Source organism: Solibacillus sp. FSL H8-0538, assembly GCF_038003525.1.
Taxonomy (GTDB): domain Bacteria; phylum Bacillota; class Bacilli; order Bacillales_A; family Planococcaceae; genus JBBOPI01.
The window spans coordinates 2,966,711-2,989,416 of the sequence record NZ_JBBOPI010000001.1 but is presented as its reverse complement, the minus strand read 5'-3'; the positions used below and the strand labels follow the sequence as shown (position 1 = coordinate 2,989,416).

Here is a 22,706-nt window from a genome sequence, read left to right as displayed (position 1 = left end):
CCTAAAACAGTAGCCGTTATTAATACTTTAGTATGCTTTTAAAAAGGGGTAATTTGTTCGGAAGGTAATAACGCTAAATTGCTGAATGTTAGTATAAGGATGTTTTACCTCATTTTATTTAAAGGTCAATTGCTAGAGTTAAATGCCATTAAGGTGAATACATTTATTAATTGTGTTTTGAAACATGTTGAAAGCGCCCAGTAAGTACACTAGCTCTAAACAGAGGAAGGGGAAATGTTAATTGCGTAAGTCAGTTTTAGCAGGCGCATTAAGTATTGCTTACTTAACAACAGGGTTTGGTTTTCAAGTACAGGCACAAGGACATATCGAGGTTTCTAGTATTGTCCATGAAAAGCAATTGTTTGCTGCAACGAACACGATTCAGGTACAAGGCATATCGTATCAAGACCTATACAAAATGTTCATAATCTCCAAGTTAGAATTTTTGGAAGCCGGAATGACATTAATTCCAAATAAAAGCCAAAATAGCTTTGTGGTAAAGATACCGTTAAAAACAATTTTACAATCGTACGAGGATGGCACGAACCTTTATACGGAAGGTGAAGATGAATTTCGGAAGAGCTATGAAGAGTTTAATAAACTTTTTGGGGAAGCCATTCAATTGAAATTTATCCAAGCTGGACAAGCTTTTAAAGCAGAAATCTATGCTTCAGGTAAATGGGAAGCGTTAAGTGGCCAAGACCTTGATGAATTTTTTAAGGTAATCAATCGTGTAGATTTCGATTTAAAAGCGGGTGGGTATTTCACGGATACAATTGGACATTGGGCAGAAAGCTATGTCCAATTACTTTATCAAGTAGGAATTATTAATGGTACATCTGAAACAACATTTAATCCAAATGGTCAAGTAACACGTGGTCAATTAGCGGCGATGATTTTCCGCACAACGGGTTTAGATGTCGATGCAGATTATGAAGGACCAGCAACATATACCGACCTTCACAACTTTTGGGGTGCGAAAGAAGTAGCGATTTTGCAAGAGTATGGGTTAATCGGTATTTTTAAAGGCGATACCTTCGAGCCAAATAAACCTGTGACACGTGAGGAGATGGCCTATGTAACGGCAAGTTTATTGGTCGCAAAAGGCTATGATGCAAAGTTAATTGGCATGAATAATACATTTGTAGATCAGGGGCAAATGCAAGAGGACACAGTAAAACCAATTGGCTTCTTGCAACAATTAGGGCTTATTGGGGGGGATGGTGGGAAATTCAATCCTAAAGGTAACCTGACACGCGCGCAATTCTCTAAAATAATGGCACTAGTATTGTCTATTAGTGAAGAATAAGTAGGAGCAAAAATAAATAAATAGAGCGCCACAAACCCGTAATCATAGCGGATTTGTGGTGCTTTTTTTGAATTAAAATAATCAATTTTTTAGGTAGGAAGCTGACTGATCTACCTTTGTCTTTAAGTACTTTCTTCAATTTAGACCTCTTACTTTAGTGAATAAGTAGATAAAGCTGTAGGCATTGAAGCGATAAAAACTGACCTTTAATAATTTTGTTGATTTGGCTATTTTAAACGGTCCAATAACATGATATAAATTTACGAAGTATTTAGAAATTTAGGGAGCACCTTTTGAACAACACATACAACACTGAAGAAAAAGTTCGATTCAACAAGGTGAAAAATGAAGCATAGGTACTTTGATGTTGTGGCTGAGTTGTGTAATCTTCTACTATATATGGCTATCGTTTGAAGTACCTCTTGGGCATACATTATGGGTAAATTAGCGAATATTTTCATTGTTCGTTACATTGCGGTCGTGGGCTAAAGCGATAGCTCCTCAAAAAGAAGGAGAATTGAATGAATATGAGTATTTCAAAAGCATGTACAATTGCAGGTTCTGCTGCACGCGGTGGAGCAGGTATTCAAGCCGATTTAAAAACATTTCAAGAGTTAGGTGTATACGGAACATCTGCCATTACAGCGTTTGTTGCAACGCATCCAACAACCAAACAAGGCATCTTTACACAACCCATTGAAGTTATTGAGGCACAACTATATACGATTAACGAACAAGTTGATATTGATGCACTAAAAACAGGTATGTTATTTACGAAGGACATTATCGAGCTTGTCGCAAACTGGCTCCCAACAACTTCTGTTAAAAATATCGTCGTCGATCCAGTTATGTTCGGGAAAGTGGGACCCGCTCTTATGGAACAGGGGGCAATGGATGCGATGAAAACGAAACTGTTGCCACAAGCGAAAATTATTACCCCCAATATGCCAGAAGCAACGTATTTACTTGAAGGTAGAGAGATAACAACTTTATCGGACTTACAAGATGCTGCACATGACTTACATGAGCTCGGGCCAGAGTATGTGCTTGTCAAAGGAGGAAGACTAGATGGGCCTGCTATTGATATTCTTTATGATGGTCATCGGATGATCCAACTGGAAGCACCGCGTATCGAAACGACGCATACAAATGGTGCAGGTTGTTCTTACTCTGCTGCAATTACGGCTGGATTAGCACAAGGTTTAACTGTGCAGGATGCTGTGTTGTTAGCTAAAAAATTCGTTACATCAGGCATTCGTCGTTTTATTCCTTTTGAAACTGTTGCCGGTGCTATTGATCACCGTGCGTTTAAAGAAGTTGGCGAGCAGGGGGTTGTTATTTCTGAATTGGTTTCAGTAAAGTAATCATACGAGGTGGAAAGATGAAATATCTTGACTTCACGTATCTAACTCTTAATAACGCAAAAGGAGGATGTTCCAGATTAATAATGGAACATCCTTTTCTAATTAGTTCGGCAACAAAAACTAATGCATATTGAATATAGATACTTCGTCTAATGAGTATGAAATGTAGAAAAAATAGTGATTTATATGATGGATATTCGTGTTTTTTTAGAAAAAATTGTTTATTTCATAAAAAACAGGCATTAAAAATTAATTCGGCTATAATTAATATACAAGTACATAGATATAAATTTGGGGATGGGGGATACGATGAATACTAAACTAAAGGCTGTAATTGATTCAATTGAATTTTACCAAGCGACGTACCCTGAGGACGCTTGTATTCTAATTTTCGATACAGAACGCGTAGTTGCGTATAAACGAGGTAAAGTAGTAGATCTGAAAATTAAGATAGGCGAAACTGTTGAAAAACATAGTAAAACTACTAGTATTAGAGCACTTAGAAGCGGTAAGTTTTTAAGAGAAGAGAGAGGACCCGAGCTTTTTGGATTTGCTTATATTGCATCTTCGCTACCAATTTATGACGAAGGTAAACTAGTTGGTGTTGTAACAGGCGTTATTTCAAACGAAAAAACAAACAATATGCGAAGAGTAGCAACGGAACTGTCTAGTTCTGTTGAAGAAATGACGGCAACTACTGAAGAATTAACAGTGGCTAGTACGGATGTGTCGAAGCGTTTGGAAGAGTTAGCAAGATTTTCCGATTCGATGAGTAACGATATCCAACAAATTAATTCGATTGTTAATGTAGTTAGGGATATAGCTCTGAAGTCAAAAATTCTCGGATTAAACGCATCCATTGAGGCGGCTCGTTCAGGTGAGCATGGACGTGGATTTGCAGTAGTTGCAAATGAAATTCAGAAGATGGCCCAAAGCAGTACTGAGAGTGCAGATAATATCGCAAAACAGCTTGAAAAAATAAAAGAATCAATTACTTATATTAATGGGTCTACAACTCAGATTGCTGCGTTTACAGAGGAATATACGGCTAGCATGCATGAAATGAGTGACGCATATTCAGGTATTCATGAAATTGGTCAAAAATTAATGGAGCTTGGTCAGGTTAAAGGCTAAAAGTAAGGATTGCTATATGAAACAGGACTAGGTAAGTGTAATTTAGCTAGGCTAATTATGAGTCTTTGTAAAATTAGAATATGCCATTAAGAAACTATTTTCCAAAACAGATTTTAGCTGTTTTGGAGGGTGGTTTCTTTTTTTATGTAGATTAGAAAAGGTAACTTTTTCACCCACATAAGTAAGACATTAACTTGCCCTCTTTTGAGTGAGTTGTGTTTTTCTAAATAATAGTGTTTGGTTTTTAGATTATTTGGGTATTACTGGATGGTAAATTACAAAAAAATACATTGGAGGTATATTATGTTGAAAATTAAGTTGTTTTTAGTCACTACATTTCTCGTATTCTCAACGTATTCAATAACCTATGCATCTACAGTTTTTCCTATTTCCACAAATAATCTAGATTCACCATATGATTCTGCTGATAGGGATAGTTCTTGGAAAAGGGATAGTAATTCAAGGGATAATTCGGATCGGACAGTCACTGTGAAGGAGCAACCAGAGCAGACAGATACTGCAAATGGTCAACCAGAACCGACAGACACCGTGAATGTTCCACTAGAACCCAAAATGCATACGGTTGCCGCAGGAGATAACTTATATCGGATTGCATTGACGTACAATGTTTCACTTGAGTCGCTGATGAGTTGGAATAATTTGACGAGTTATTCGATTTACCCTGGAGATGAGTTGAAGGTCTTTGGTGAAGAAGTAAACGAAGTGGACTTAAAAAGCAATGCGCCAGAAAAACAGGAAGAGTTAGTGTCTAACCCAATTACTCCTGCGATTGTTGAATCGAAAGAGAAAATCGATGTACCCCCAGCTGAAGAAATGTCTAAAGAGATGGTTGTTACAGCAACCGCCTATACAGCTTACTGTACAGGATGTTCGGGGACGACAGCTTATGGGATTGATTTACGTGCCAATCCAAATCAAAAAGTAATTGCAGTTGATCCGCGGGTTATTCCACTTGGGACAATGGTTTGGGTGGAAGGATACGGAGAGGCAATTGCTGGCGACACAGGTGGGGCCATTAAAGGGAATAAAATTGATGTTTTTATTCCATCTCATGAAAATGCGATGGCATGGGGAGTCAAAACAGTAAAGTTAAAAGTGCTGTATTAAGGAGGAGTGGTCTCAAAGTATTTGAGACCACTCTCTTTGTTTGTGGGTAAGCAAGTATTACTTTCCGTCCACATGCGTAAGGACACAACTCGCCCTATTTTCGGCGAGTTGTGGCTTTCTAAATTGTGTATGTGCCAAGCACTAAATACTATAATTCTTTAATGGAGAAACGCTAGAACAGACAATGAAATTGCATGATTATAGCTGATGAAATCATATCTGCCATTTCCAAGGCTTGTGCTTCAATTTGATCAAAAATATCAATAGATAATTTATAGTTTTTCTGAATCATACTAACTGCTTCCGATTTCGTTAAAGCTAAATGTGTGTAGAACATTTTCTGTAGTTCTTCTTTTCCTAAATATGGATTAATGCTGCTTAAAAATGCTGCAATATCATCTGCATTACGATACCATTCCTTCTCTTTAGCATCTGCTGTTTGGGTATCGCCCTTTACAGCTGCTGTTACTAACTCAGCAGCAATCACTAAATGTTCTTTGATAAGTACAGCAAAACGGTCTGCAAGTTGATCGCCATAAAAAGGACGAAGGAAATTCCCTAAATCGGTCGCATTTTGCAAAAGTCGCTCTTGTACAAATGGTAAATCAGGTAAGTTAAATACAATACTACTTATGGTCATCCTAGTCCAGTTGACATGCTCCAACCAAAGCAAGCGGTTCATACTTTTTAATTCGACTTCTGCCTTGCTAATGCAACGACAATCATTATAGTACGGATGTTGTTTCAATAAATGTCTAATTGGTGCGGTATATTGCGAGTATGAAGAAGGTTGATAGGCAGCGTTTAGAGGATACGAGTAATACGTATTTGAGTAAGGGTACACTATATATTCACTCCTTTCCTAAACCTACTGTTGAACTTTAGAATTAGGTTCCTTCACTAGGATACACAGCTGTGCTTAAGGATGTGATATGAAAATAAGGATTTAATAAATGTATTTTTATTCGTTTCATGAACGTAAATCATAAATTTTCACGGTAGAAGTTTTGATTTAATCTAAATAATATAAGACCTAATTCGTTTTATGGTAGATGAGAGAAAGTGAATGATAGGCAAACTCCTTTGTAAGATTCCCATTGTGCTAACTAGAGATTTTCACTATTTTTATACGGATTTTTGCTCTTAAACCTTCTAATTCAAACAAAGAATTGGAAGGTTTTTTATATGACTAGAAATAAAAAATAGTATTTTTACGATGAATGGTGTACGTGCCAGGTAACGAAATAGTTTTTGGAATTTTTTCGAGATAATGATTTAAAAATAATAACTAGAGTGTATTAAAGAATTTACTCCTAAGATTTTAATTGAAATTATTGTAAAATTAATAGTGATTTTGAATGCCGAAAATTTAGGTCATTTTATCTGTTTTGAATTATATTCCAATAAATGTGTTGTTTTATGGGATTTTATAGTAATATATCTAGGGATTATTACAGTTATGTAAATATGTAAATTTATCTAATTTTTTTTCGGAAGGTAGTGGCAGTAATAAATGAAAAAAGTACAACAATTATTTCAAAGCGAGGACGGGAACACTTCTCAGAGGGAAGTAATCTTAAATCATATCGAAAAGATATTGACTACAATGGATGAACTAAAAGATCCGAATAAAACAATACTTGGTGAAAAAAGATCGAGATCTCCTCTTTTTTATCAAGAGCTAATGGAACAGCATACTGTTCCAGAAATAGGCTCTTCACTGGACACGGTTGTGGAGGATTTAGTGGAATTAATGGAAGGTCATCCATACCATACACATAATTTTGTGACAAATGTATTACCAATGGCCAGTGTTCCTGGTGTACTAGGTTCGCTTACGAATTCTTTGTTAAATGGTAATAACCTATGGGATGTTTATGGTCCAGCGGCGGCAGAGTGTGAAGTGAAAATCATTTCAATGATGTCTAAAATCGTAGGTTATGACTTTACGAAAAGCTTTGGCTACACAACATGGGGAGGGCAAGGTGCTGTATTTAGTGGTTTACGACTAGCTATTGCTAAACAATTCCCTCATGCGAAAGAAGAGGGTGTACCGAATAATTTATACTGTTTTGCCTCTGAAAATGCGCATTATAGTTTATTGAAATCGATTGAAGCGGTAGGAATTGGTAGCAATCACTTAATAAGAGTAAAGGCCGGTAAAGATCATGCCATGGATATGGAAGACCTACAATATCGCCTTGAAGAAGTAATTGCTAAAGGCGGTATTCCTGTGTACATCGTAGCTACTACTGGTACCACAGACAGCTTTGGAATTGATGATATGGCTACTATTAAATACATTACAATGTCAATTGAGCAACGTTACAATCTAAAACCAATCCATATTCATGCGGATTCGGCTTTAGGTGGATTTTATGCGTTTTTCAATGATTATGATTACGCGAGTAACCCATTACAGTTTGAGCAGGATGTACTGGAAGGGTTGCAACAAATTACGAAGCGCATGAAAAATTTATACTTAGCTGATTCTCTATGCTTTGATTTTCAAAAGCTAGGTCAAACACCGTACTTAACAAGTTTATTTTTAGTGAAGGATGGGAGTAGTTTAGGCTTACTTGATTTAGATGATTTTGATACACCATATGTAGGAAATCGAGGCTACGGTACATATCATACAGGATATACACTGGAATGCTCGCGTATGGGCAGTTCTATCGCCATTTTTGCAGCACTAACTGCATTCGGGAAAACAGGTTATCAAACAATTTTGGCAAACTATGTAAGAGTTAATTTAGCTTTTCGTAAGCAGCTGACTCAGTCGAACTTAAGCTTCCAAATCGTAAATCCAGAAAATATTGGACCTGTCACGGCATTTCGTTTTTATCCTGCAGGCAATGCATGGAACAAAGAACAGAATGGCGTCATGACGAAAGCGCAAATTACTTCTATTAATGAGATGAATGAAAAGCTTTTTGAAATTTTGGGAGAAAATAGGGATCAAATCTTCTTTGGTGACACGACGCGAGTTTGTACAGTACGAGCAAGTGATACGAGTGAACTAGTACCCATTGCTGCTGCAAAATTATTTGCAATATCACCTTATACAGAAGTGCATCATATTCCAGCCATTATCGAATCATTAAAGCTTTCATTATCAAACTTGGAGGGTATTCACGTTGAAGTATAGATTGAAATTTAAAAATTCATTGTTTTTCAAATTTATGTTAAGTTTTATCCTACCCATTGCTATCATTTCAGTTTTATTCAGTTTGGTATTGTATATAACTTCAACAAAAATCATTGATAATTATGTTATTACACAATTTGAATCTTCATTAAAAATAATATCTGGTGAAATAAAGGAAGGTACAGACAAGGATTTAGTGCTTGGTGCTGACGAGGACGATATGTCAAAGTATGACCAATTATTAAAATTGGTCAATGAAATGCAACGTAAGTATGGGGTCGAAAATGTTTATTTACTATCAAGAGCTGGTGGTACAGAACATATTGTAGCATTAAGTAAAACGGATAATCATGATGCGGGATATGTATTTAATTCGTTAATGCATAGTGCAATCGATAATCAAAAGGTCGAGATTAGTGAAGTATATGAAGATGAATATGGTATACATAAGTCTATTTTCGTTCCATTTGAGGGAACTGAGATCATCTTAGGATTAGATATGGATGCATCATTTGTTAAAGATATTCAAAATATCATCTTATGGATTTCTACAGCTATATCCATCTTAGCAATTATCTCGGGAATTATTATTTCATATGTCATTAGTCGCCGCACGATTAAACCAATTAATAATGCCTTGGCGTATGTAACTGAAGTTTCACAAGGGAAACTTAATGTACCAACGTTTAACCTGAATAATGAAGATGAAATATCTATGTTAGCGAAGGGGTTATTTACGATGGTTGATGATTTACGTCATCTAATTGTACAAGTGAATGTAAATTCAAAGCACGTAGCAGCTACCTCAGAGGAGTTATCTGCTAGTGTAGAACAAACGAGTGCAACAATCGAAGAAATTACATCATCAGTTCAGGAAATTGCACAAAATGCAGATGGTCAAACGAATGCGATGAATAGTGTTTCAATTACGGTATCCGGCATTTCTCAACAGTTAATAGACGTGACGGAATTTGCAAAAGACGTTACTGAAAATGCCTATACAACAACAACATCTGCTCAAGAAGGGAATAATTTAATTCAAAACGCTGTTAGTCAAATGTCGGTAACAACTAGCATGATTTCAGACACTTCAGGTATTGTTAATCGCTTAAGTGACTATACAAAGGAAATTGGTGAAATTGTAAATTTAATTACAGCTATTACAGAACAAACAAATTTATTAGCATTAAATGCATCAATTGAGGCGGCGCGTGCTGGCGAACATGGTAAAGGGTTTGCAGTCGTAGCAGAAGAGGTACGTAAACTTGCCGATCAATCACAGCATGCAGCTAGTGATATTACGACACGGATTGATGTTATTAGAAAGGAATCATCTCTTGCAGTCGATGCAATGTCAAACAGCTATAAAAACTTAGAGGAAAGTACAAAAACATTTGAACTTGCAGGTACTTCCTTCGGTGATATTTATCAATCGGTTAATGAACTTGCATCGAAAATGATCGAAGTTCAAAAATCGATTCAAACAGTTAATGATGATTTATCTAATATTTCAACAACTATTCGTGATGTCAATGACTCGGTTGCAACAGGTACATCAAACATTCAAACCGTAGCGGCCGCAACAGAAGAACAGTCAGCGAGTATCGAAGAAATTGCTTCATCAGCAACTAATTTAGCTACCATGGGTGAACAATTACGACAGTCAATGACACGATTTGAACTATAGGAATAAAAAAATTTAAGAGTGTAGATATAGTTGGATTTCAACTGTATCTACACTCTTTTTACTATGGTCAAATTAAATGTGCGATGTCTACTCACAATACATTTCCGACAATATTAATGATTAGATTTACTTCTTCATCTGTAAGCGAAGGATAGATAGGCAAGGAAACCGTATTTTGAGTCCAATAATAGGCAGCTGGATAGAGTTCTTTTGGACCGAGCAATTCCCAATCTTGAAGGGGTACACCTGCTGAAACATTATGCCTAGCTAACGCAGCGATTATATCTTCTTGCTTCGTTGTCCGTAAAATGGCGCGGAAACGAACAGGCTGTACGCCCGCACTTGCATCGAGTAAAGGGAAGTTGGCTTCTTGATATTGTTGGAAAATTTCGGCTCTTCTTTTCAGGAATTTTGAGAATTGTCGTAACTGAGCACTTCCAATGGCAGCTTGTAAATCAGTCATTTGAAAATTGAATCGGATTTTTGCATCGGATCTCCGGTCGAATAGCCGATAATCTTTAAGGGCTTCAATCATGGCAGCGTCCTTTGACACCACCATCCCCCCCTGGCCACCAGATGTTATTAACTTTGTCGCATAAAATGAAAATACACCGGCATCTCCTTGTAATCCAACAGGAGTTTTATTTACACTAGCTCCTAATGCTTGAGCGCAATCTTCAATTACACGTATCTTACAAGGGTGTTTTGAAAAGTCCTGCGGCAATCCATACATATGTGGAATAATGGCTATATTTGTTGCATGGTCGATGGTTTCAATATTCATGTTCGGGCTATCCATCCTACTATCGATTAATAATGGATTTCCTCCAGCTAAAGCAGTTGCATTTCTTAAGGCAGAACATGAATAGGCTGGAAAAGCAATATTCGTTCCTTTTGCTTCAAGAGCTACTAGCGCTAAATAGAGTGCAGCAGTTCCACTTGAGACGGCCACTGCTGAGCCTTGCGGTAAACCTAAAAAGTCACACATGTCATTTTCAAAACGTTCCACTGCAGTTCCTTGGGCAAGCCATCCTGACTGAAGAACGTTTATCGCCATATTTTCTTCTTCTTGCCCTAATGTTGGACGATTATGCGGGATAGGACCAAGACTATTCGACTTGTGCGTGTTCTTTTTATTTATGTGAAATCACTTCCTCCTTTACAGTTCTGCCTTTTTCCTGTCTAGAGCAAATGGGAACGCAAAATATAATATTTTTCTGCATACGCCAGCCCGGTTTCTAATCCTCTCATTTCAGCCCATTTTATTACGCTTTCTGGAGAAATAAGATGGTTATGAGGACGAATTTGGGATTTATGCTTTAAATACGACTCTACTTTCTTTTGAATGGTATTGGATAAATCTAAGTATAATTCCCCCGTATTCCAAAACTTTTGATACTGCCACGAAATAAGTGGGTATTCATACATGGCAATCAGTTTGATAAATCGGTTGGGCTTTGGTCGAAGTGCTGCAAAACAAGTTTCAAATAGAACAACGTGGTCTTGGTGGTAGCTAGGGAGAGGGATAAATACCATGGTAGGAATAAAATCATTTAAAATTTTATCTAGTTTTGCAATGATCTCAGCTTTCGGAATCGTGTCGAGAAGAGAATCCTTATCCTGATACATTACTTCAAAATCACTACATCCGAGTACCTCTAATGCTTCTTCTAGTTCCTTTATTCGCGTTGTTCCTAATACCTTTTCATTACTGTGCGGGAAAACTATATCGCCAACCGATAATACAACAACTTTAACTTGATTATTATATCTACATGCCTTTTCGATTAGTCCGCCACAACCTAGAACTTCATCGTCTGCATGTGGGGCAATTATTAAGATTTTTTCCAATCCTGACGTAATCATAATTTCACCTCCTTTATTTTCTCCATTGATGTTAACACCAACCATTTTAGCGTCTTTGCTTTCGAATCATTTCCATCGTTTCAGGACCGCAATTAAAGAGCATATCAATAATTGAAAGATTAGGCTGGAAATCTCCAAAGCGTTGAGGGTATTCAGGGTGTTTAAAATCTTGGTATACAAGCTCTATTTGATTATCATGAAATTCACGTATATCATTATAAACTCGTGCGCCAACCCCAGATAAATAAACATCGCCACCTAAATGGGATACGATGTTCACATTTCTCGTATTGCCATTGCCAAAATCTAGTTCGAAATCAGATTCCAGTAATATTTTGGTCGTAATATTTAGCAGTGCATTGATATGTTTAATAAGCGTAATATTTAGCGTAGCAACATTCTCCCACTTACTGCGATAGAGTTGTTCAAACCCATCTTTATACGTAGCCCAATACGGACATTTTTTATAATTCGCCTCGATTGCTTTCCAATGACTAACTGGCCAATTAACATTATTCGCTATTTGTAATTCGTTAATTGGTTGTTCTTTATTCTTCAAAGGGACAGTTAGAACTAGGGGACCATTAGGCGTTTTAATTTTATTTCGATGAATAAATCCACTTTTTGAATGAACTGCTTTATCCAATAGTACAAACTGATCTACCTGTTCCAACTTATCAAAGTACCCAATCCATGGTAAATAGTTCGGTTGATGAATCGCTATTTTCATAATCTCACTACCTTCCTTTTGAAACAGGTGTCAAGAATCTCAAGATTTGTATTCGTTATTTCCTGAACGATTTAACTTATTCCAACCTATACTTTCACCGCGTAAGGCCGATATTAGAGCTTTCCATGTAACGTAAGCTAATAAGTAACGGTATCCTATTCTTTGGATAAACAACCATATAAGCGGCTTCATCTTTTCTTTGCCAACCTTAAATGCAATAAAAGAGTTTAAAAAGTCAGTCAGATAAAAAAGCAATGCAAACAAATAGATTGATGTTGTTCCCGATAAAACTGAAACAATAAAAATGATATCTACCAGAGGAGAAGTTAAAAAAAGTAAGTATGAAAATAACAAGCTTGGAACTGCGAAGTATTTTAGTGTTTTATTTGAAGAGGTAATAATATTCTTTTTGTGTTTCCAGGCGGCTTGTAAAATCCCATATGACCAACGAATCCGCTGTTTAATGAAATCCTTTAATGTTTCAGGACTTTCCTCATAAGAAAGGGCGCGATCTTCATATACAATTTTGTGCCCAGCATTCAAGACTCTAAATGTTAGTTCGGTGTCTTCTGCTAATGTATCATGATGAAAATACCCGATTTTTTCAATAACACTCTTACGCCAAGCGCTATTTGATCCTGGTACAACTGTTATACAACTAAGTTCTTCAAACGCTCTTTTATCTAAATTATTTGAGGTAACAAACTCGATATGTTGCCAGAGCGTTAATTGGTTTTTAATGTTCCCAACCTTACAATTTCCAGATACAGCTGCAACACGAGGATCTGAAAAATTACTGACTAAATGAGCAATTGTAGATTTTTCAATAATTGTATCTGCATCAATGGTGATAATAATGTCGCCCTGTGCACATTGAATTCCTAAGTTCAGTGCAGAAGATTTGCCACCATTATTTTTCTTAATTAATTTCACTCTACGATTATTGGCAAATTCTTTTTCAATGATTTTCACTGTTTGATCCGTCGACCCATCATCGATAACAAGAATTTCAACTAATGGATAATACCGTGTTTTTAATATTCCTTTAATCGTTCTATTAATAACAACCTCCTCGTTAAAGACGGGAATAATTACCGTTACACTTGGTCTATACAATTTGAAAAAATTCTTTGTTACACTGTGATGCTCTCGAATTATTTTTTGCCTTCTCAGTTGTCTAAAACAAAAGTAGAATATTATTAACATGCGAAGAAACCCAATTATGATCGTAATAAATAGATAAGATATAAATAACTTTTTCATCACATTGAACAAATGCATATTTATCACATTAATTATTGGGAAATCTATAATTCGGTATAGATTAAGTACATATGTCGAAAGTGATGCAAGCAACAACATCAATCCTATGAGAAAAAGGGCCTTTATTTTGAACCAACGTTTTCCTGTGTTATCTTCAAATATCACTTTTCCACCATCCCTTATACTATTTATATGGTGGAGTTTAACTTCGACTTATGCGTCAACACAGTTCTGTACACTTTCGCTTCCATAAAGATGTACAAAATTAGGAGTTTTCTATTGCTAATCATTACTATTCTTGTATCAATATCAAAAAAGCACAACATATCTTCATCTACGCTATACTAATACATGACATTTGATCTTTGGAGGAGTTAACAATATGTTGAAAAAACGAATGCAAGTCTACATTTCAGAGCAGGGGGAGGAGCTTGCGTTATTTGAGGTGGAGAAGGCATATGCAAAAAAGCACAACCTACTGCCACAAGGTGTAATAGCAGGGCGAAAGCATTTCCAGTTTGAAGTGTTAGAGCGCTGTGATAAGGAATCAGAAGAGTTGATTGCAGAGGAAGAGGCTACGTTTTTAGCGACACCGATACATTATTTAAAAGCGCATCAAAATGAATTTATTTATGCGGCGACAGAAGAGTTGGACCGCGTGCGTGTGGATGCATTTGCGTTAGAGTTTGACGAAGAGTTTGAGGCATATACTGCGTTATTTGCAGTGCAGCTACAAAAGAAACATAAAACAGATATTCAAGCGCATTTGCTATCTAGCTTGGATATTGAACGAGCGAAATGCAGTGTCGCATTTAACGCGCAAGAAAGTTTATGGGAAATGAATATCGCGCTTGAAGCGATGGATGATTTTAACGACCAACTAACATTGGAGCAAGTGTATGAAATACTATATACATTTGTATTCCGATTGATAGAGAAAGTGGAAGTGTAACTAGTAGATTGCCGTTATAAAAGTGGCGTAGATTTTAAGCTTCTACAAAGAACCCCCTACAAATTGACATGTCAATTTGTAGGGGGTTCTATTAATCTATGAATTCAATTGTTTTAAAAAAAATACTTTCGAGTTTATCAAGATAGCCCTTTGACCTAATCATCGCATCAATATAGATGGTGCGTTCCATTTTCGCATAATGCCATCGTATGTTTTGGGATTCGGCATATTTTTGTATGAAAATACGGGTTGTCCTGCCGTTGCCTTCACGGAATGGATGAAGCATATTAAGCTCGGCCTTGTAGTAAGCAAGTCTTTTCGCTGCTTCTTCAAGGGTAGTCCAAATCGGTTCTTTTTGTAATTGTTTAAATAAATCTTCTGCGTACAAATCAATATATTGGAACTGACAAAAACGAGTCATGCCTTTCATCAGCTGCACATCTCGGAAAACCCCTGCAAACGGATAAACGTCTTGAAACAGATGATGATGTAGCAGTTTAAATTCATTTAATGTAAAAGAATGAATTTCATATGCTTGTTGTTCAACTTGCAAAGCGCGAATGGAGAATACAAATGCCTCAGCTTCCGCTAATTTCTCAAATGTCGTCACACCTAACAGATTGTGCTTTAGTAAATAGTCGTCATTATGATGCTCGTTATATTTTGACATTATTCAAAGCGTCCTTAATGAGGTCCGATGTGATTTCTACCCTCGAGTTAACGATTTCTAATGCTTTTAGTTGAAGTGAGGGAGTGAGAGACATGTTTTCAAGCTGAAGGTTTTTCAAAACTTGATTAAATTCTTTAGAATTTAGTGTAATTTGTTTCATGAAGCCGCCCCTTTCTTAGAAGTTAATTATACGTTTTTCTGAGAGATGAAGCGAATAATAACTAAAGCGTTCAGATGCGCCTAATAGATAAAAGAACACAAAAATTCCCTCCAAACTAGAATTACGTTTAGAGGGTTTATAAAATGGAAGCAGATCAGTTCTTTGAATAGATACGACTAAAATATTCATATGCCTTTTCAATTTTTTCTTCTAAAAAGTTTGTTCGTTCATACAAAATGAAACGCATATTGTCTATTTGGCGTAATATTTTATCCATTAATCCTTCATGAGTATCTACACGATTTAGTAATTCTTTTTGTGTTTGTTCAATAGTAGAAATTTGATTCGCCATTGTTTGATGTAGCGTATGCTGTTCATCTATTTTTACGATGATTTCCTCATTAGTTGACCCAACTTGTTCTAAGCAATTAACGACTTCATCATTTACTTCTGCAAATTGGTCGAGCCGATTAAAAATTTCTTCATTTGTCTCACCAAATTGATTCAATAGATGTTCGATTTCCCCATGAGATTGACCGATACTCTCGACTTGATTTATTAAGTTTTTCTTTTCTAGCTGTTCATTCGTCATCATCGTGTGAAGCTCCGTATTTCGGGCCTCTAGTTTTTCCAACCACTCCATTACTTGGCGTTCAATTTCTTCGTGTTGAGAAGTAAGTTCTTGTAACTCGCGTAAACGTTTGTCGATTTGTTTCCATTGGATTAATTGTTGCTGACTAAATTTATTTTGAGAATTTTTTAAACTATAAATTGCTTGATGAAATGATTTATTCGAGGCTTGTTGTTCCTTTACGAACTCCGATAAATAATCGCTCCGAAACTCGACTTGATTTGTTTCGGTAAGTTGGCTGTTATTTTTAAACACTCCCGGGTGCTGACTGTTATTAATGAATAATCCCATATGTTCCCCCCTTCTATATATTATGCGTATAACATAGCTGTGTTAAATTACATTGTTGTTTTTTATGGGAAAAATGATTAGAAGTGACAACATACTGCCACCATGACCACCCACGTGTTGGCCATTAGCTCGGTTGCATTAGCCAATAAAAACAATCAAAATATTGACAGTCCCTTAAGAACTGTAAGCCTTAAAAACTAAGCGTCCTTATTTTATAAACAATGACATCAATGTAGGATTTTTTTCATACTATCTTTTTGAGATGAAAAAAATGCCAAGAGTAAAATACCGAGATGCAGATATTGACTTAATGGCAAGGATGATGAGAGCAGAAGCTGAAGGAAAACAAGGGATGTTATATGTTGGCAATGTTATTGTTAATCGTGCTATAGCAGATTGTCTAGACTTTAAAGATGTAAGAACAATTGAAGATGTCATTTATCAGGTACAAGGAGGAAATTATTCTTTTGAAGCTGTTCAAAAAGGGAATTTATTTTATCAAAGAGCGAGACCTACTGAAAAAAATTAGCAAAACAGGCTTTGGATTATTGGAGCGATCACCCAGGGAAATATGCGCTTTGGTATTTTAATCCATATGCTCCATGCCCTCCAACATGGTACGGTCAACCTTTTGCTGGTCAATTTAAAAGTCATTGTTTTTATGAACCAGCAGTTGGAACATGTGAAAGTGTTTATAACGGTTAGGTTGTCTAGGAGCTATTTTTAATTTAGGAGTTTTATTGAAATTTTTCCTTTTTGATGCTTTGAGTACAACATTTTCAGTCGTAGGTACTGTTAGCCAACAATATTCATTCGATTAAACTCTTGTAGGTAATGTAACAGTTATCGGTTGAAAAAAAGCTTCAAACCCTAACCGAATCCTATTTTTTCCAAACCTTGTTTTGGTGTAATTTTATCTCACGAAATAAAAAGGGAACTTCATGATTAGTGAAGCCACTGAAAAAGCCTATAAAGTAGTTTAGCCAGTTCTTGAACGAGACATCGTTTAAGAACTGGCTTTTTTCTTCGATGTCGTTGATTTCCGTTGCGGCGAACGCTTTTCTGGGGGCGAGTACGATACGGTGTCGGCTGCGGGTCTATTTGGCATGGAAATTCAAGGTGCCACAACGATATTCGCTGTTAATCTGAAACGAATATTAAAGCTACTTAATGAAAAAGAGTAAGGCATAGAGAAAGAAATAAGGCACTTCCTGTTCAAAATTGAACAAGAAGTGCCTTATTCTTAACTGAAAAAGATTCGTCATTATAAAAACTTAAGTTTTTCAGTGGCCTCGCTTTTTTGCTGCTCTTTTTATTTTGGCTTCTTAGTCGCTGGAGGGAGAATTTAAGGAGTTTACCTAAATCAACCGTCCATACGGTTACAAAAATAATGAAAAGTGGATTTGTTTCTGTATTTTGCTATTGGGACTCAATTATGAGAATAAAAGCTGATGAACTGGAGAAATAAAAATTGGATTTACAAAGTCTTAATGTGGGATTAATGAGGTATTAATACTGTCAGATTATTATTAAACCGTAACAAACAGTAATAAACATTAAAAAAACCACATTATAGGGAGGCATTTTTTATGAATTACACTTACAAGAAGAATTGTTACAAGTCTATTCAAGTTGCAGTGTTAGGGATGAGTGTACTAGGATTAGCTGCTTGTGGAGCTACTAAAGAGGAGGCTGCACCAGTTGTTAAGGAAACAAGTTCGTTAACCCTGAAAGAAATTGAAACAAAGGCAACAGAAGAGGGAACAATTAATAGTGTCGGTATGCCTGATTCATGGGCTAACTGGGGCGAAACGTGGAATGAAGTGATGACAAAATATACATTGGAACACAATGATACAGATTTATCGAGTGCCGAAGAGATTGCCAAAATGGAATCTGAAGGAGAGAATGCGACAGCTGATATCGGCGATGTAGGGATTGCCTTTGGGCCAATCGCGGAACAAAAAGAATTAACGCTTGCCTATAAAACATCTTATTGGGATGATGTTCCTGCGTGGGCAAAAGATGACAACGGGGATTGGGTTGTTGGCTACCAAGGAACAATTGCATTCTTTACTAATAAAGAATTAGTAGATAGCCCGCCTAAATCTTGGGATGACATATTAAAAGGAGATTATAAAGTAACGGTTGGAGATGTTCAGCGTGGTGCACAGAACCAAATGGCCGTTCTTGCTGCTGCGATGGCTTACGGCGGTGATGAAACAAATATTCAACCAGGAATTGACTTTTTTGCGAAGCTTGCTAAGCAAGGTCGTCTAAGCTTAACAGATGCTAAACCAGCTAACATCGAAAAAGGGGAAGTGGAAGTTGCCTTAGTATGGGACTTCAATGCTCTTGGTTACGCTGAACAAATCAGCCGCGATCAATTTGATGTGAGCATTCCAAGTGAGGGTTCAGTAGTTAGTGGTTACGCAACAATTATTAACAAATATGCAAAACATCCTCATGCAGCGATGGCAACGAGAGAATATATTTTAAGCGATGAAGGACAAATTAACTTAGCTAAAGGATTTGCCCGTCCAATTCGTGATGTAGAACTTCCGAAAGAAGTAGCTGAAAAAATGGTTCCAGAAGAGCAGTACAAAAATGCAAAACCAGTTGAAGATTACAAATCGTGGGAAGCAACGGCTAAAACGTTACCACAAATTTGGCAAGAAGAGGTGTTAGTCCATGTCAAATAAAGTAATAGCAATTGTTGTTGATGGTATGAGATATGATAAAGCATGTGAAGCTCTTGGATATATTCAACATTTAGTTGAAACGAATCAGGCGGCACTTTATAAAGTAAAGTCGGAATTGCCGAGTCTTTCCCGCCCATTATATGAGGTGTTACTAACGGGTACACCAGCATCAGTGAACGGAATTACGTCTAATCAAGCTGTTCGTCTATCTACCGAGAAAAGTCTCTTTCACCTTACGAAAGAAAATGGCTTAAGAAATGGAACGGCATCGTATTACTGGGTAAGCGAACTGTATAATCGAGCGCCATTCCATTTTATTGAAGATCGTGAGCAAGAGGATGAGTCCAAACCGATTCAATACGGAAAATTTTATTGGGATGATGACTATCCAGACAGTCATGTGTTAATGGATGCAGAAGCTTTACGCAGAAAGTATGACCCACACTTTTTATATATCCATCCGCTTAGTGTAGATGTAAAAGGAGAAATTTTTGGTTCAGAATCGAAAGAATATCGTGAACAAATCTTAAAAATGGGGAGCTTGTTGGCACAACTTTTGCCAATTTGGATTAAAGAAGGCTACCACATTTTAATTACATCTGATCATGGCATGAGTGAAACTGGGAACCATGGCGGCATAACGGATGGTGAGCGTGATGTACCGCTCTTCATTATTAGTCCAAAAGTTGAACCTGGCGTTTACAATGATGTAGTTCCGCAATTAGCTTTTGCACCGCTCGTTTGTGAATTTTTGAATATTGAGCCGTCCGATAAAATGATTTCATATCAATTGCCAGGTCTTTAGGGCGAATTTACCAGTTGAAGAATGAAGGTTGGCTGGAATTGGTTTAACGAACGTACTGTTAAACCAATTCCCCAATTGTTAGAGAACAAAGAGGAGCGAGAAGTCTTGAGAAAAATAAAAAAACAAAAAGTTTACTTATTAGCTCTTTTACTGCCATTTATTATGTTTGTGATTGGGTTTGAAATAGGGCCCTTAGTGGCAATGATTAAAAATAGTTTTTATGCAGACGATGGAATACAAGTTACGATTAATCAATATATCACCATATTTAAAAGTGAATTTTACTTACAAGCCATTCAAAATAGTCTTGTCATTTCCTTATTTTCTGCTGTAGTTTCTGTCATTATTGCTGTCATTGCTGCCTATTCAATTACAAAGTTCTCACAAAAAATCCAAAACCGTCTATTGATGATTGCTAATATGACGTCGAATTTTGAGGGGATTCCCCTTTCATTTTCATATATTATTTTACTTGGAAATAATGGATTGTTTACATTGCTTTTTGCCAAGCTTGGTTGGGAAGTGTTTGCGGATTTTAATTTGTATTCGTGGACAGGTCTCATTCTCGTTTATATTTATTTCCAAATTCCACTTGCCGTTATGCTTATCTATCCTTCCTATCAAGGAATTAAGAAACAATGGAAAGAAGCCTCTTCATTATTAGGAGGGTCATCATTCTCATTTTGGCTTCACATCGGGATTCCAGTTCTTTTACCTAGTATTGTAGGTACATTCAGTATTTTGTTTGCTAATGCGATGGGAGCTTACGCTACAGCCTATGCATTGGTCGGCAGCAACTATAACTTATTGTCGTTACAAATTGCATCACTAGTTGCTAGTGACGTTGCATTAAAGCCGCAGCTAGGTAGTGCGTTGGGAGTGCTTCTAGCAGCAACCATGATAGGTTCAATGTGGTTCAATGAACGAATGATGCGCCGCATTAGGAGGGACTTACGATGAAAGCTTCATTAACTTTCCATAAAGTGATTGTTGGATTACTAGTTATATATTTATTAATTCCACTTATAGGAACATTTTTATTCTCAATTGCTGGTAAATGGGATCATACTATTTTACCTGAGAGTTATACAATGAAATGGTATTTAGAATTATTTCAAGATGAACGGTTTTATGATGCTTTTCGAAGAACGCTGTTTTTAATTGTCATGTCTGTAGGTCTTAGTGTTGTTATTATGCTACCAACTATTTTTATCATCACAGTATATTTCAGTAAGTGGGAAAGATTGCTACAAGCAGCAGCTATGCTTCCTTATGGTATTCCTCCTATTGTTGGAGCTGTTGGATTAATCAAGGTATATTCAGATGGACCGATTCAAATTGCCGGAACGCCTTGGATTTTAATTGGTGCTTATTTCATAACCATTTTACCATTTATGTATCAAGGTATTCGTAACAGTCTTCGTACGCTTAATGCAGTACAGTTGGTTGATGCAGCTGAATTACTAGGTGCCACAAAATTCCAGGCGTTTCGTACAGTAGTGTTCCCAAATATTATATCTGGAATTTTAGTGTCTACTTTATTATCAGTCGCTCTTTTATTTAGTGAGTTTGCCATGGCCAATTTGCTTGTCGGTGGCCGATTTGAAACCATTCAAATTTATCTTGCAGACAAACTAAACAGCAGCGGCCACTTAACAAGTGCAATTGTTATTACTTATTACTCAATGATTTTACTGTTAACGGGGACCGTATTAAAACTTACGTTAAAAAGCGAAAAAAATGGTGTCGTGTCAAATAAGAAGCGAATTCTTTCGTTTTTAAAAAAACAAAACCGTCATAAAAATACTGCTGAAGAAGGTGAAAAATAATGAGCTATGTAACTATTGACCAAGTGATTAAGGGATATGAAAATCAAGTCGTTTTAAATAATATTTCTATAAATTTGAAAAAAGGTGAATTTGCTACACTTCTTGGGCAAAGTGGATGCGGAAAAAGTACATTATTACGTGCCATTGCAGGACTTGAGGAAGTTGATGCAGGAAGTATTTTAATCGATGGAAAAGATATTACTAATTTATCACCGCGTCAGCGTGAAGTTGGTATGGTGTTTCAGTCTTATGCGCTTTTCCCGAATATGAACGTTTTTGATAATATCGCATACGGCCTTAAAATGAAGAAAGTAAAAAATATTAAATCAAGAGTGAAAAAGATGATTGAGATGGTGGATTTAATAGGAAAAGAAGAGTCTTATCCTCATCAATTATCTGGTGGACAACAGCAGAGGGTTGCTCTTGCCCGTGCGCTTGTCATGGAGCCGAAAGTACTGCTTTTGGATGAGCCCTTAAGCGCATTAGATGCTAAAATTAGAAAAAGTTTGCAAAAAGAATTAAAGAGAATACAGAAAGAATTAGATATTACAACTATTTTTGTTACGCATGATCAAGAAGAAGCCATGACGATGTCTGATCGAATTTTTGTCATGAATAAAGGACAAGTTGTACAATCCGGTTCTCCATCGGAAATTTATACTTCTCCAGTCAATACATTTGTTGCAAAGTTTATTGGCAACTACAATGTTTGTACTATGGAAGTGTTCCGTAAACTCGTTCGTTGCACAGAATTAAAAGGAAATGAAGTGGCCATTCGTCCTGAAGTTTTACAATTAGTTCATGTTGGTGAGGGTAGCTTGGATTTACAAGAGAACTGGGTTATTAAAGGGGTTATTAAAGATGTTTCTATGATAGGGAATGTTTTAAGATATGAGGTAGAAACAGAAGAGTCCTCTTTCTATGTAGACTATCTTCATCATCAAGGAACAATGTTTGAACAAGGAACACGTGTTCAAATGTTTTTACCAAAGAAAGAGTGTATTATTTTATAAATTATGAATGATAACGGGGCG

General features: G+C 36.5%; 19 protein-coding genes and 2 pseudogenes. 13 read left to right on the top strand and 8 right to left on the bottom strand.

Annotated features, from left to right (window positions below; genetic code table 11):
• Positions 1 to 241: 241 nt before the first annotated feature.
• From MHH87_RS14295 to MHH87_RS14280, 4 genes are all read left to right on the top strand, one after another.
• Positions 242 to 1,309, top strand: coding sequence for an S-layer homology domain-containing protein (locus MHH87_RS14295; RefSeq protein ID WP_340749929.1), 1,068 nt, complete (start codon positions 242 to 244; stop codon positions 1,307 to 1,309).
• 527 nt (positions 1,310 to 1,836) lie between these two features.
• A complete protein-coding gene (thiD, locus tag MHH87_RS14290) occupies positions 1,837 to 2,673 on the top strand; it encodes a bifunctional hydroxymethylpyrimidine kinase/phosphomethylpyrimidine kinase (RefSeq protein ID WP_340749928.1) in 837 nt (278 codons plus the stop codon).
• A gap of 309 nt (positions 2,674 to 2,982) precedes the next feature.
• Entirely contained in the window at positions 2,983 to 3,807 is an 825-nt protein-coding gene (locus MHH87_RS14285) for a methyl-accepting chemotaxis protein (protein WP_340749927.1), read from the top strand.
• A 303-nt stretch (positions 3,808 to 4,110) separates the two neighbouring features.
• Positions 4,111 to 4,935 carry a 3D domain-containing protein gene (locus tag MHH87_RS14280; protein ID WP_340749926.1) on the top strand — a complete coding sequence of 275 codons (825 nt, stop codon included), beginning with the start codon at positions 4,111 to 4,113 and terminating at the stop codon, positions 4,933 to 4,935.
• Between the two features lie 172 nt (positions 4,936 to 5,107).
• Here MHH87_RS14280 and MHH87_RS14275 read toward each other — a convergent pair whose 3' ends face one another.
• Complete coding sequence (locus tag MHH87_RS14275) at positions 5,108 to 5,779, bottom strand: hypothetical protein (RefSeq protein ID WP_340749925.1); 672 nt, start codon at positions 5,777 to 5,779, stop codon at positions 5,108 to 5,110.
• 669 nt (positions 5,780 to 6,448) lie between these two features.
• Between MHH87_RS14275 and MHH87_RS14270 the strand changes: the two genes are divergently transcribed.
• The gene (locus MHH87_RS14270; protein WP_340749924.1) at positions 6,449 to 8,086 is read left to right on the top strand and encodes a pyridoxal phosphate-dependent decarboxylase family protein; all 1,638 of its coding nucleotides are present in this window, start codon (positions 6,449 to 6,451) and stop codon (positions 8,084 to 8,086) included.
• Positions 8,076 to 9,773 carry a methyl-accepting chemotaxis protein gene (locus MHH87_RS14265; RefSeq protein ID WP_340749923.1) on the top strand — a complete coding sequence of 566 codons (1,698 nt, stop codon included), beginning with the start codon at positions 8,076 to 8,078 and terminating at the stop codon, positions 9,771 to 9,773. The genes MHH87_RS14270 and MHH87_RS14265 overlap by 11 nt, the downstream gene beginning before the upstream one ends.
• Positions 9,774 to 9,864: 91 nt before the next feature.
• Here MHH87_RS14265 and MHH87_RS14260 read toward each other — a convergent pair whose 3' ends face one another.
• The 4 genes from MHH87_RS14260 to MHH87_RS14245 form a co-directional block, all read right to left on the bottom strand.
• On the bottom strand, positions 9,865 to 10,872 hold the full coding sequence (locus MHH87_RS14260; RefSeq protein ID WP_340751008.1) for a DegT/DnrJ/EryC1/StrS family aminotransferase: 1,008 nt from the start codon (positions 10,870 to 10,872) through the stop codon (positions 9,865 to 9,867).
• An 83-nt stretch (positions 10,873 to 10,955) separates the two neighbouring features.
• Complete coding sequence (locus tag MHH87_RS14255) at positions 10,956 to 11,639, bottom strand: PIG-L deacetylase family protein (RefSeq protein ID WP_340749922.1); 684 nt, start codon at positions 11,637 to 11,639, stop codon at positions 10,956 to 10,958.
• Positions 11,640 to 11,685: 46 nt separating this feature from the next.
• Positions 11,686 to 12,369 carry a WbqC family protein gene (locus MHH87_RS14250; protein ID WP_340749921.1) on the bottom strand — a complete coding sequence of 228 codons (684 nt, stop codon included), beginning with the start codon at positions 12,367 to 12,369 and terminating at the stop codon, positions 11,686 to 11,688.
• Positions 12,370 to 12,408: 39 nt separating this feature from the next.
• Entirely contained in the window at positions 12,409 to 13,797 is a 1,389-nt protein-coding gene (locus tag MHH87_RS14245; RefSeq protein WP_340749920.1) for a glycosyltransferase, read from the bottom strand.
• 217 nt (positions 13,798 to 14,014) lie between these two features.
• Between MHH87_RS14245 and MHH87_RS14240 the strand changes: the two genes are divergently transcribed.
• Positions 14,015 to 14,584, top strand: a complete 570-nt coding sequence (locus MHH87_RS14240) for a protoporphyrinogen oxidase (RefSeq protein WP_340749919.1) — start codon at positions 14,015 to 14,017, stop codon at positions 14,582 to 14,584.
• 91 nt (positions 14,585 to 14,675) lie between these two features.
• On the opposite strand, the gene MHH87_RS14235 is transcribed toward MHH87_RS14240, so the two are convergent.
• The 3 genes from MHH87_RS14235 to MHH87_RS14225 form a co-directional block, all read right to left on the bottom strand.
• Positions 14,676 to 15,254 (bottom strand): Fic/DOC family protein, encoded by a 579-nt coding sequence (locus MHH87_RS14235; RefSeq protein ID WP_340749918.1) that lies wholly within the window; start codon positions 15,252 to 15,254, stop codon positions 14,676 to 14,678.
• Complete coding sequence (locus tag MHH87_RS14230; protein WP_340749917.1) at positions 15,241 to 15,414, bottom strand: Zn-dependent hydrolase; 174 nt, start codon at positions 15,412 to 15,414, stop codon at positions 15,241 to 15,243. Before MHH87_RS14230 ends, MHH87_RS14235 begins: the two co-directional genes overlap by 14 nt.
• A gap of 154 nt (positions 15,415 to 15,568) precedes the next feature.
• A complete protein-coding gene (locus tag MHH87_RS14225; RefSeq protein WP_340749916.1) occupies positions 15,569 to 16,336 on the bottom strand; it encodes a hypothetical protein in 768 nt (255 codons plus the stop codon).
• Positions 16,337 to 16,607: 271 nt separating this feature from the next.
• On the opposite strand from MHH87_RS14225, the pseudogene MHH87_RS14220 reads away from it, so the two are divergent.
• From MHH87_RS14220 to MHH87_RS14195, 6 genes and pseudogenes are all read left to right on the top strand, one after another.
• A pseudogene (locus MHH87_RS14220) lies at positions 16,608 to 17,041 on the top strand (cell wall hydrolase).
• Between the two features lie 884 nt (positions 17,042 to 17,925).
• A complete protein-coding gene (locus MHH87_RS14215; protein WP_340749915.1) occupies positions 17,926 to 19,038 on the top strand; it encodes an ABC transporter substrate-binding protein in 1,113 nt (370 codons plus the stop codon).
• Positions 19,028 to 19,843, top strand: a complete 816-nt coding sequence (locus tag MHH87_RS14210) for an alkaline phosphatase family protein (protein ID WP_340749914.1) — start codon at positions 19,028 to 19,030, stop codon at positions 19,841 to 19,843. Before MHH87_RS14215 ends, MHH87_RS14210 begins: the two co-directional genes overlap by 11 nt.
• 693 nt (positions 19,844 to 20,536) lie before the next feature.
• Positions 20,537 to 20,659: pseudogene (locus MHH87_RS18950) on the top strand (ABC transporter permease); the annotation flags it as partial.
• A 140-nt stretch (positions 20,660 to 20,799) separates the two neighbouring features.
• Positions 20,800 to 21,672 carry an ABC transporter permease gene (locus MHH87_RS14200; protein ID WP_340749912.1) on the top strand — a complete coding sequence of 291 codons (873 nt, stop codon included), beginning with the start codon at positions 20,800 to 20,802 and terminating at the stop codon, positions 21,670 to 21,672.
• Positions 21,672 to 22,685, top strand: coding sequence for an ABC transporter ATP-binding protein (locus MHH87_RS14195; protein ID WP_340749911.1), 1,014 nt, complete (start codon positions 21,672 to 21,674; stop codon positions 22,683 to 22,685). The genes MHH87_RS14200 and MHH87_RS14195 overlap by 1 nt, the downstream gene beginning before the upstream one ends.
• Positions 22,686 to 22,706: the final 21 nt, after the last annotated feature.

Bases quoted from the DNA above. Each gene is read 5' to 3' on its own strand.
- MHH87_RS14230 (WP_340749917.1), bottom strand. From the start codon at position 15,414: ATGAAACAAATTACACTAAATTCTAAAGAATTTAATCAAGTTTTGAAA.
- MHH87_RS14200 (WP_340749912.1), top strand. From the start codon at position 20,800: ATGAAAGCTTCATTAACTTTCCATAAAGTGATTGTTGGATTACTAGTT.
- thiD (WP_340749928.1), top strand. From the start codon at position 1,837: ATGAGTATTTCAAAAGCATGTACAATTGCAGGTTCTGCTGCACGCGGT.
- MHH87_RS14215 (WP_340749915.1), top strand. From the start codon at position 17,926: ATGAATTACACTTACAAGAAGAATTGTTACAAGTCTATTCAAGTTGCA.
- MHH87_RS14270 (WP_340749924.1), top strand. From the start codon at position 6,449: ATGAAAAAAGTACAACAATTATTTCAAAGCGAGGACGGGAACACTTCT.
- MHH87_RS14235 (WP_340749918.1), bottom strand. From the start codon at position 15,254: ATGTCAAAATATAACGAGCATCATAATGACGACTATTTACTAAAGCAC.
- MHH87_RS14280 (WP_340749926.1), top strand. From the start codon at position 4,111: ATGTTGAAAATTAAGTTGTTTTTAGTCACTACATTTCTCGTATTCTCA.
- MHH87_RS14225 (WP_340749916.1), bottom strand. From the start codon at position 16,336: ATGGGATTATTCATTAATAACAGTCAGCACCCGGGAGTGTTTAAAAAT.
- MHH87_RS14210 (WP_340749914.1), top strand. From the start codon at position 19,028: ATGTCAAATAAAGTAATAGCAATTGTTGTTGATGGTATGAGATATGAT.
- MHH87_RS14240 (WP_340749919.1), top strand. From the start codon at position 14,015: ATGTTGAAAAAACGAATGCAAGTCTACATTTCAGAGCAGGGGGAGGAG.
- MHH87_RS14285 (WP_340749927.1), top strand. From the start codon at position 2,983: ATGAATACTAAACTAAAGGCTGTAATTGATTCAATTGAATTTTACCAA.
- MHH87_RS14250 (WP_340749921.1), bottom strand. From the start codon at position 12,369: ATGAAAATAGCGATTCATCAACCGAACTATTTACCATGGATTGGGTAC.
- MHH87_RS14255 (WP_340749922.1), bottom strand. From the start codon at position 11,639: ATGATTACGTCAGGATTGGAAAAAATCTTAATAATTGCCCCACATGCA.
- MHH87_RS14195 (WP_340749911.1), top strand. From the start codon at position 21,672: ATGAGCTATGTAACTATTGACCAAGTGATTAAGGGATATGAAAATCAA.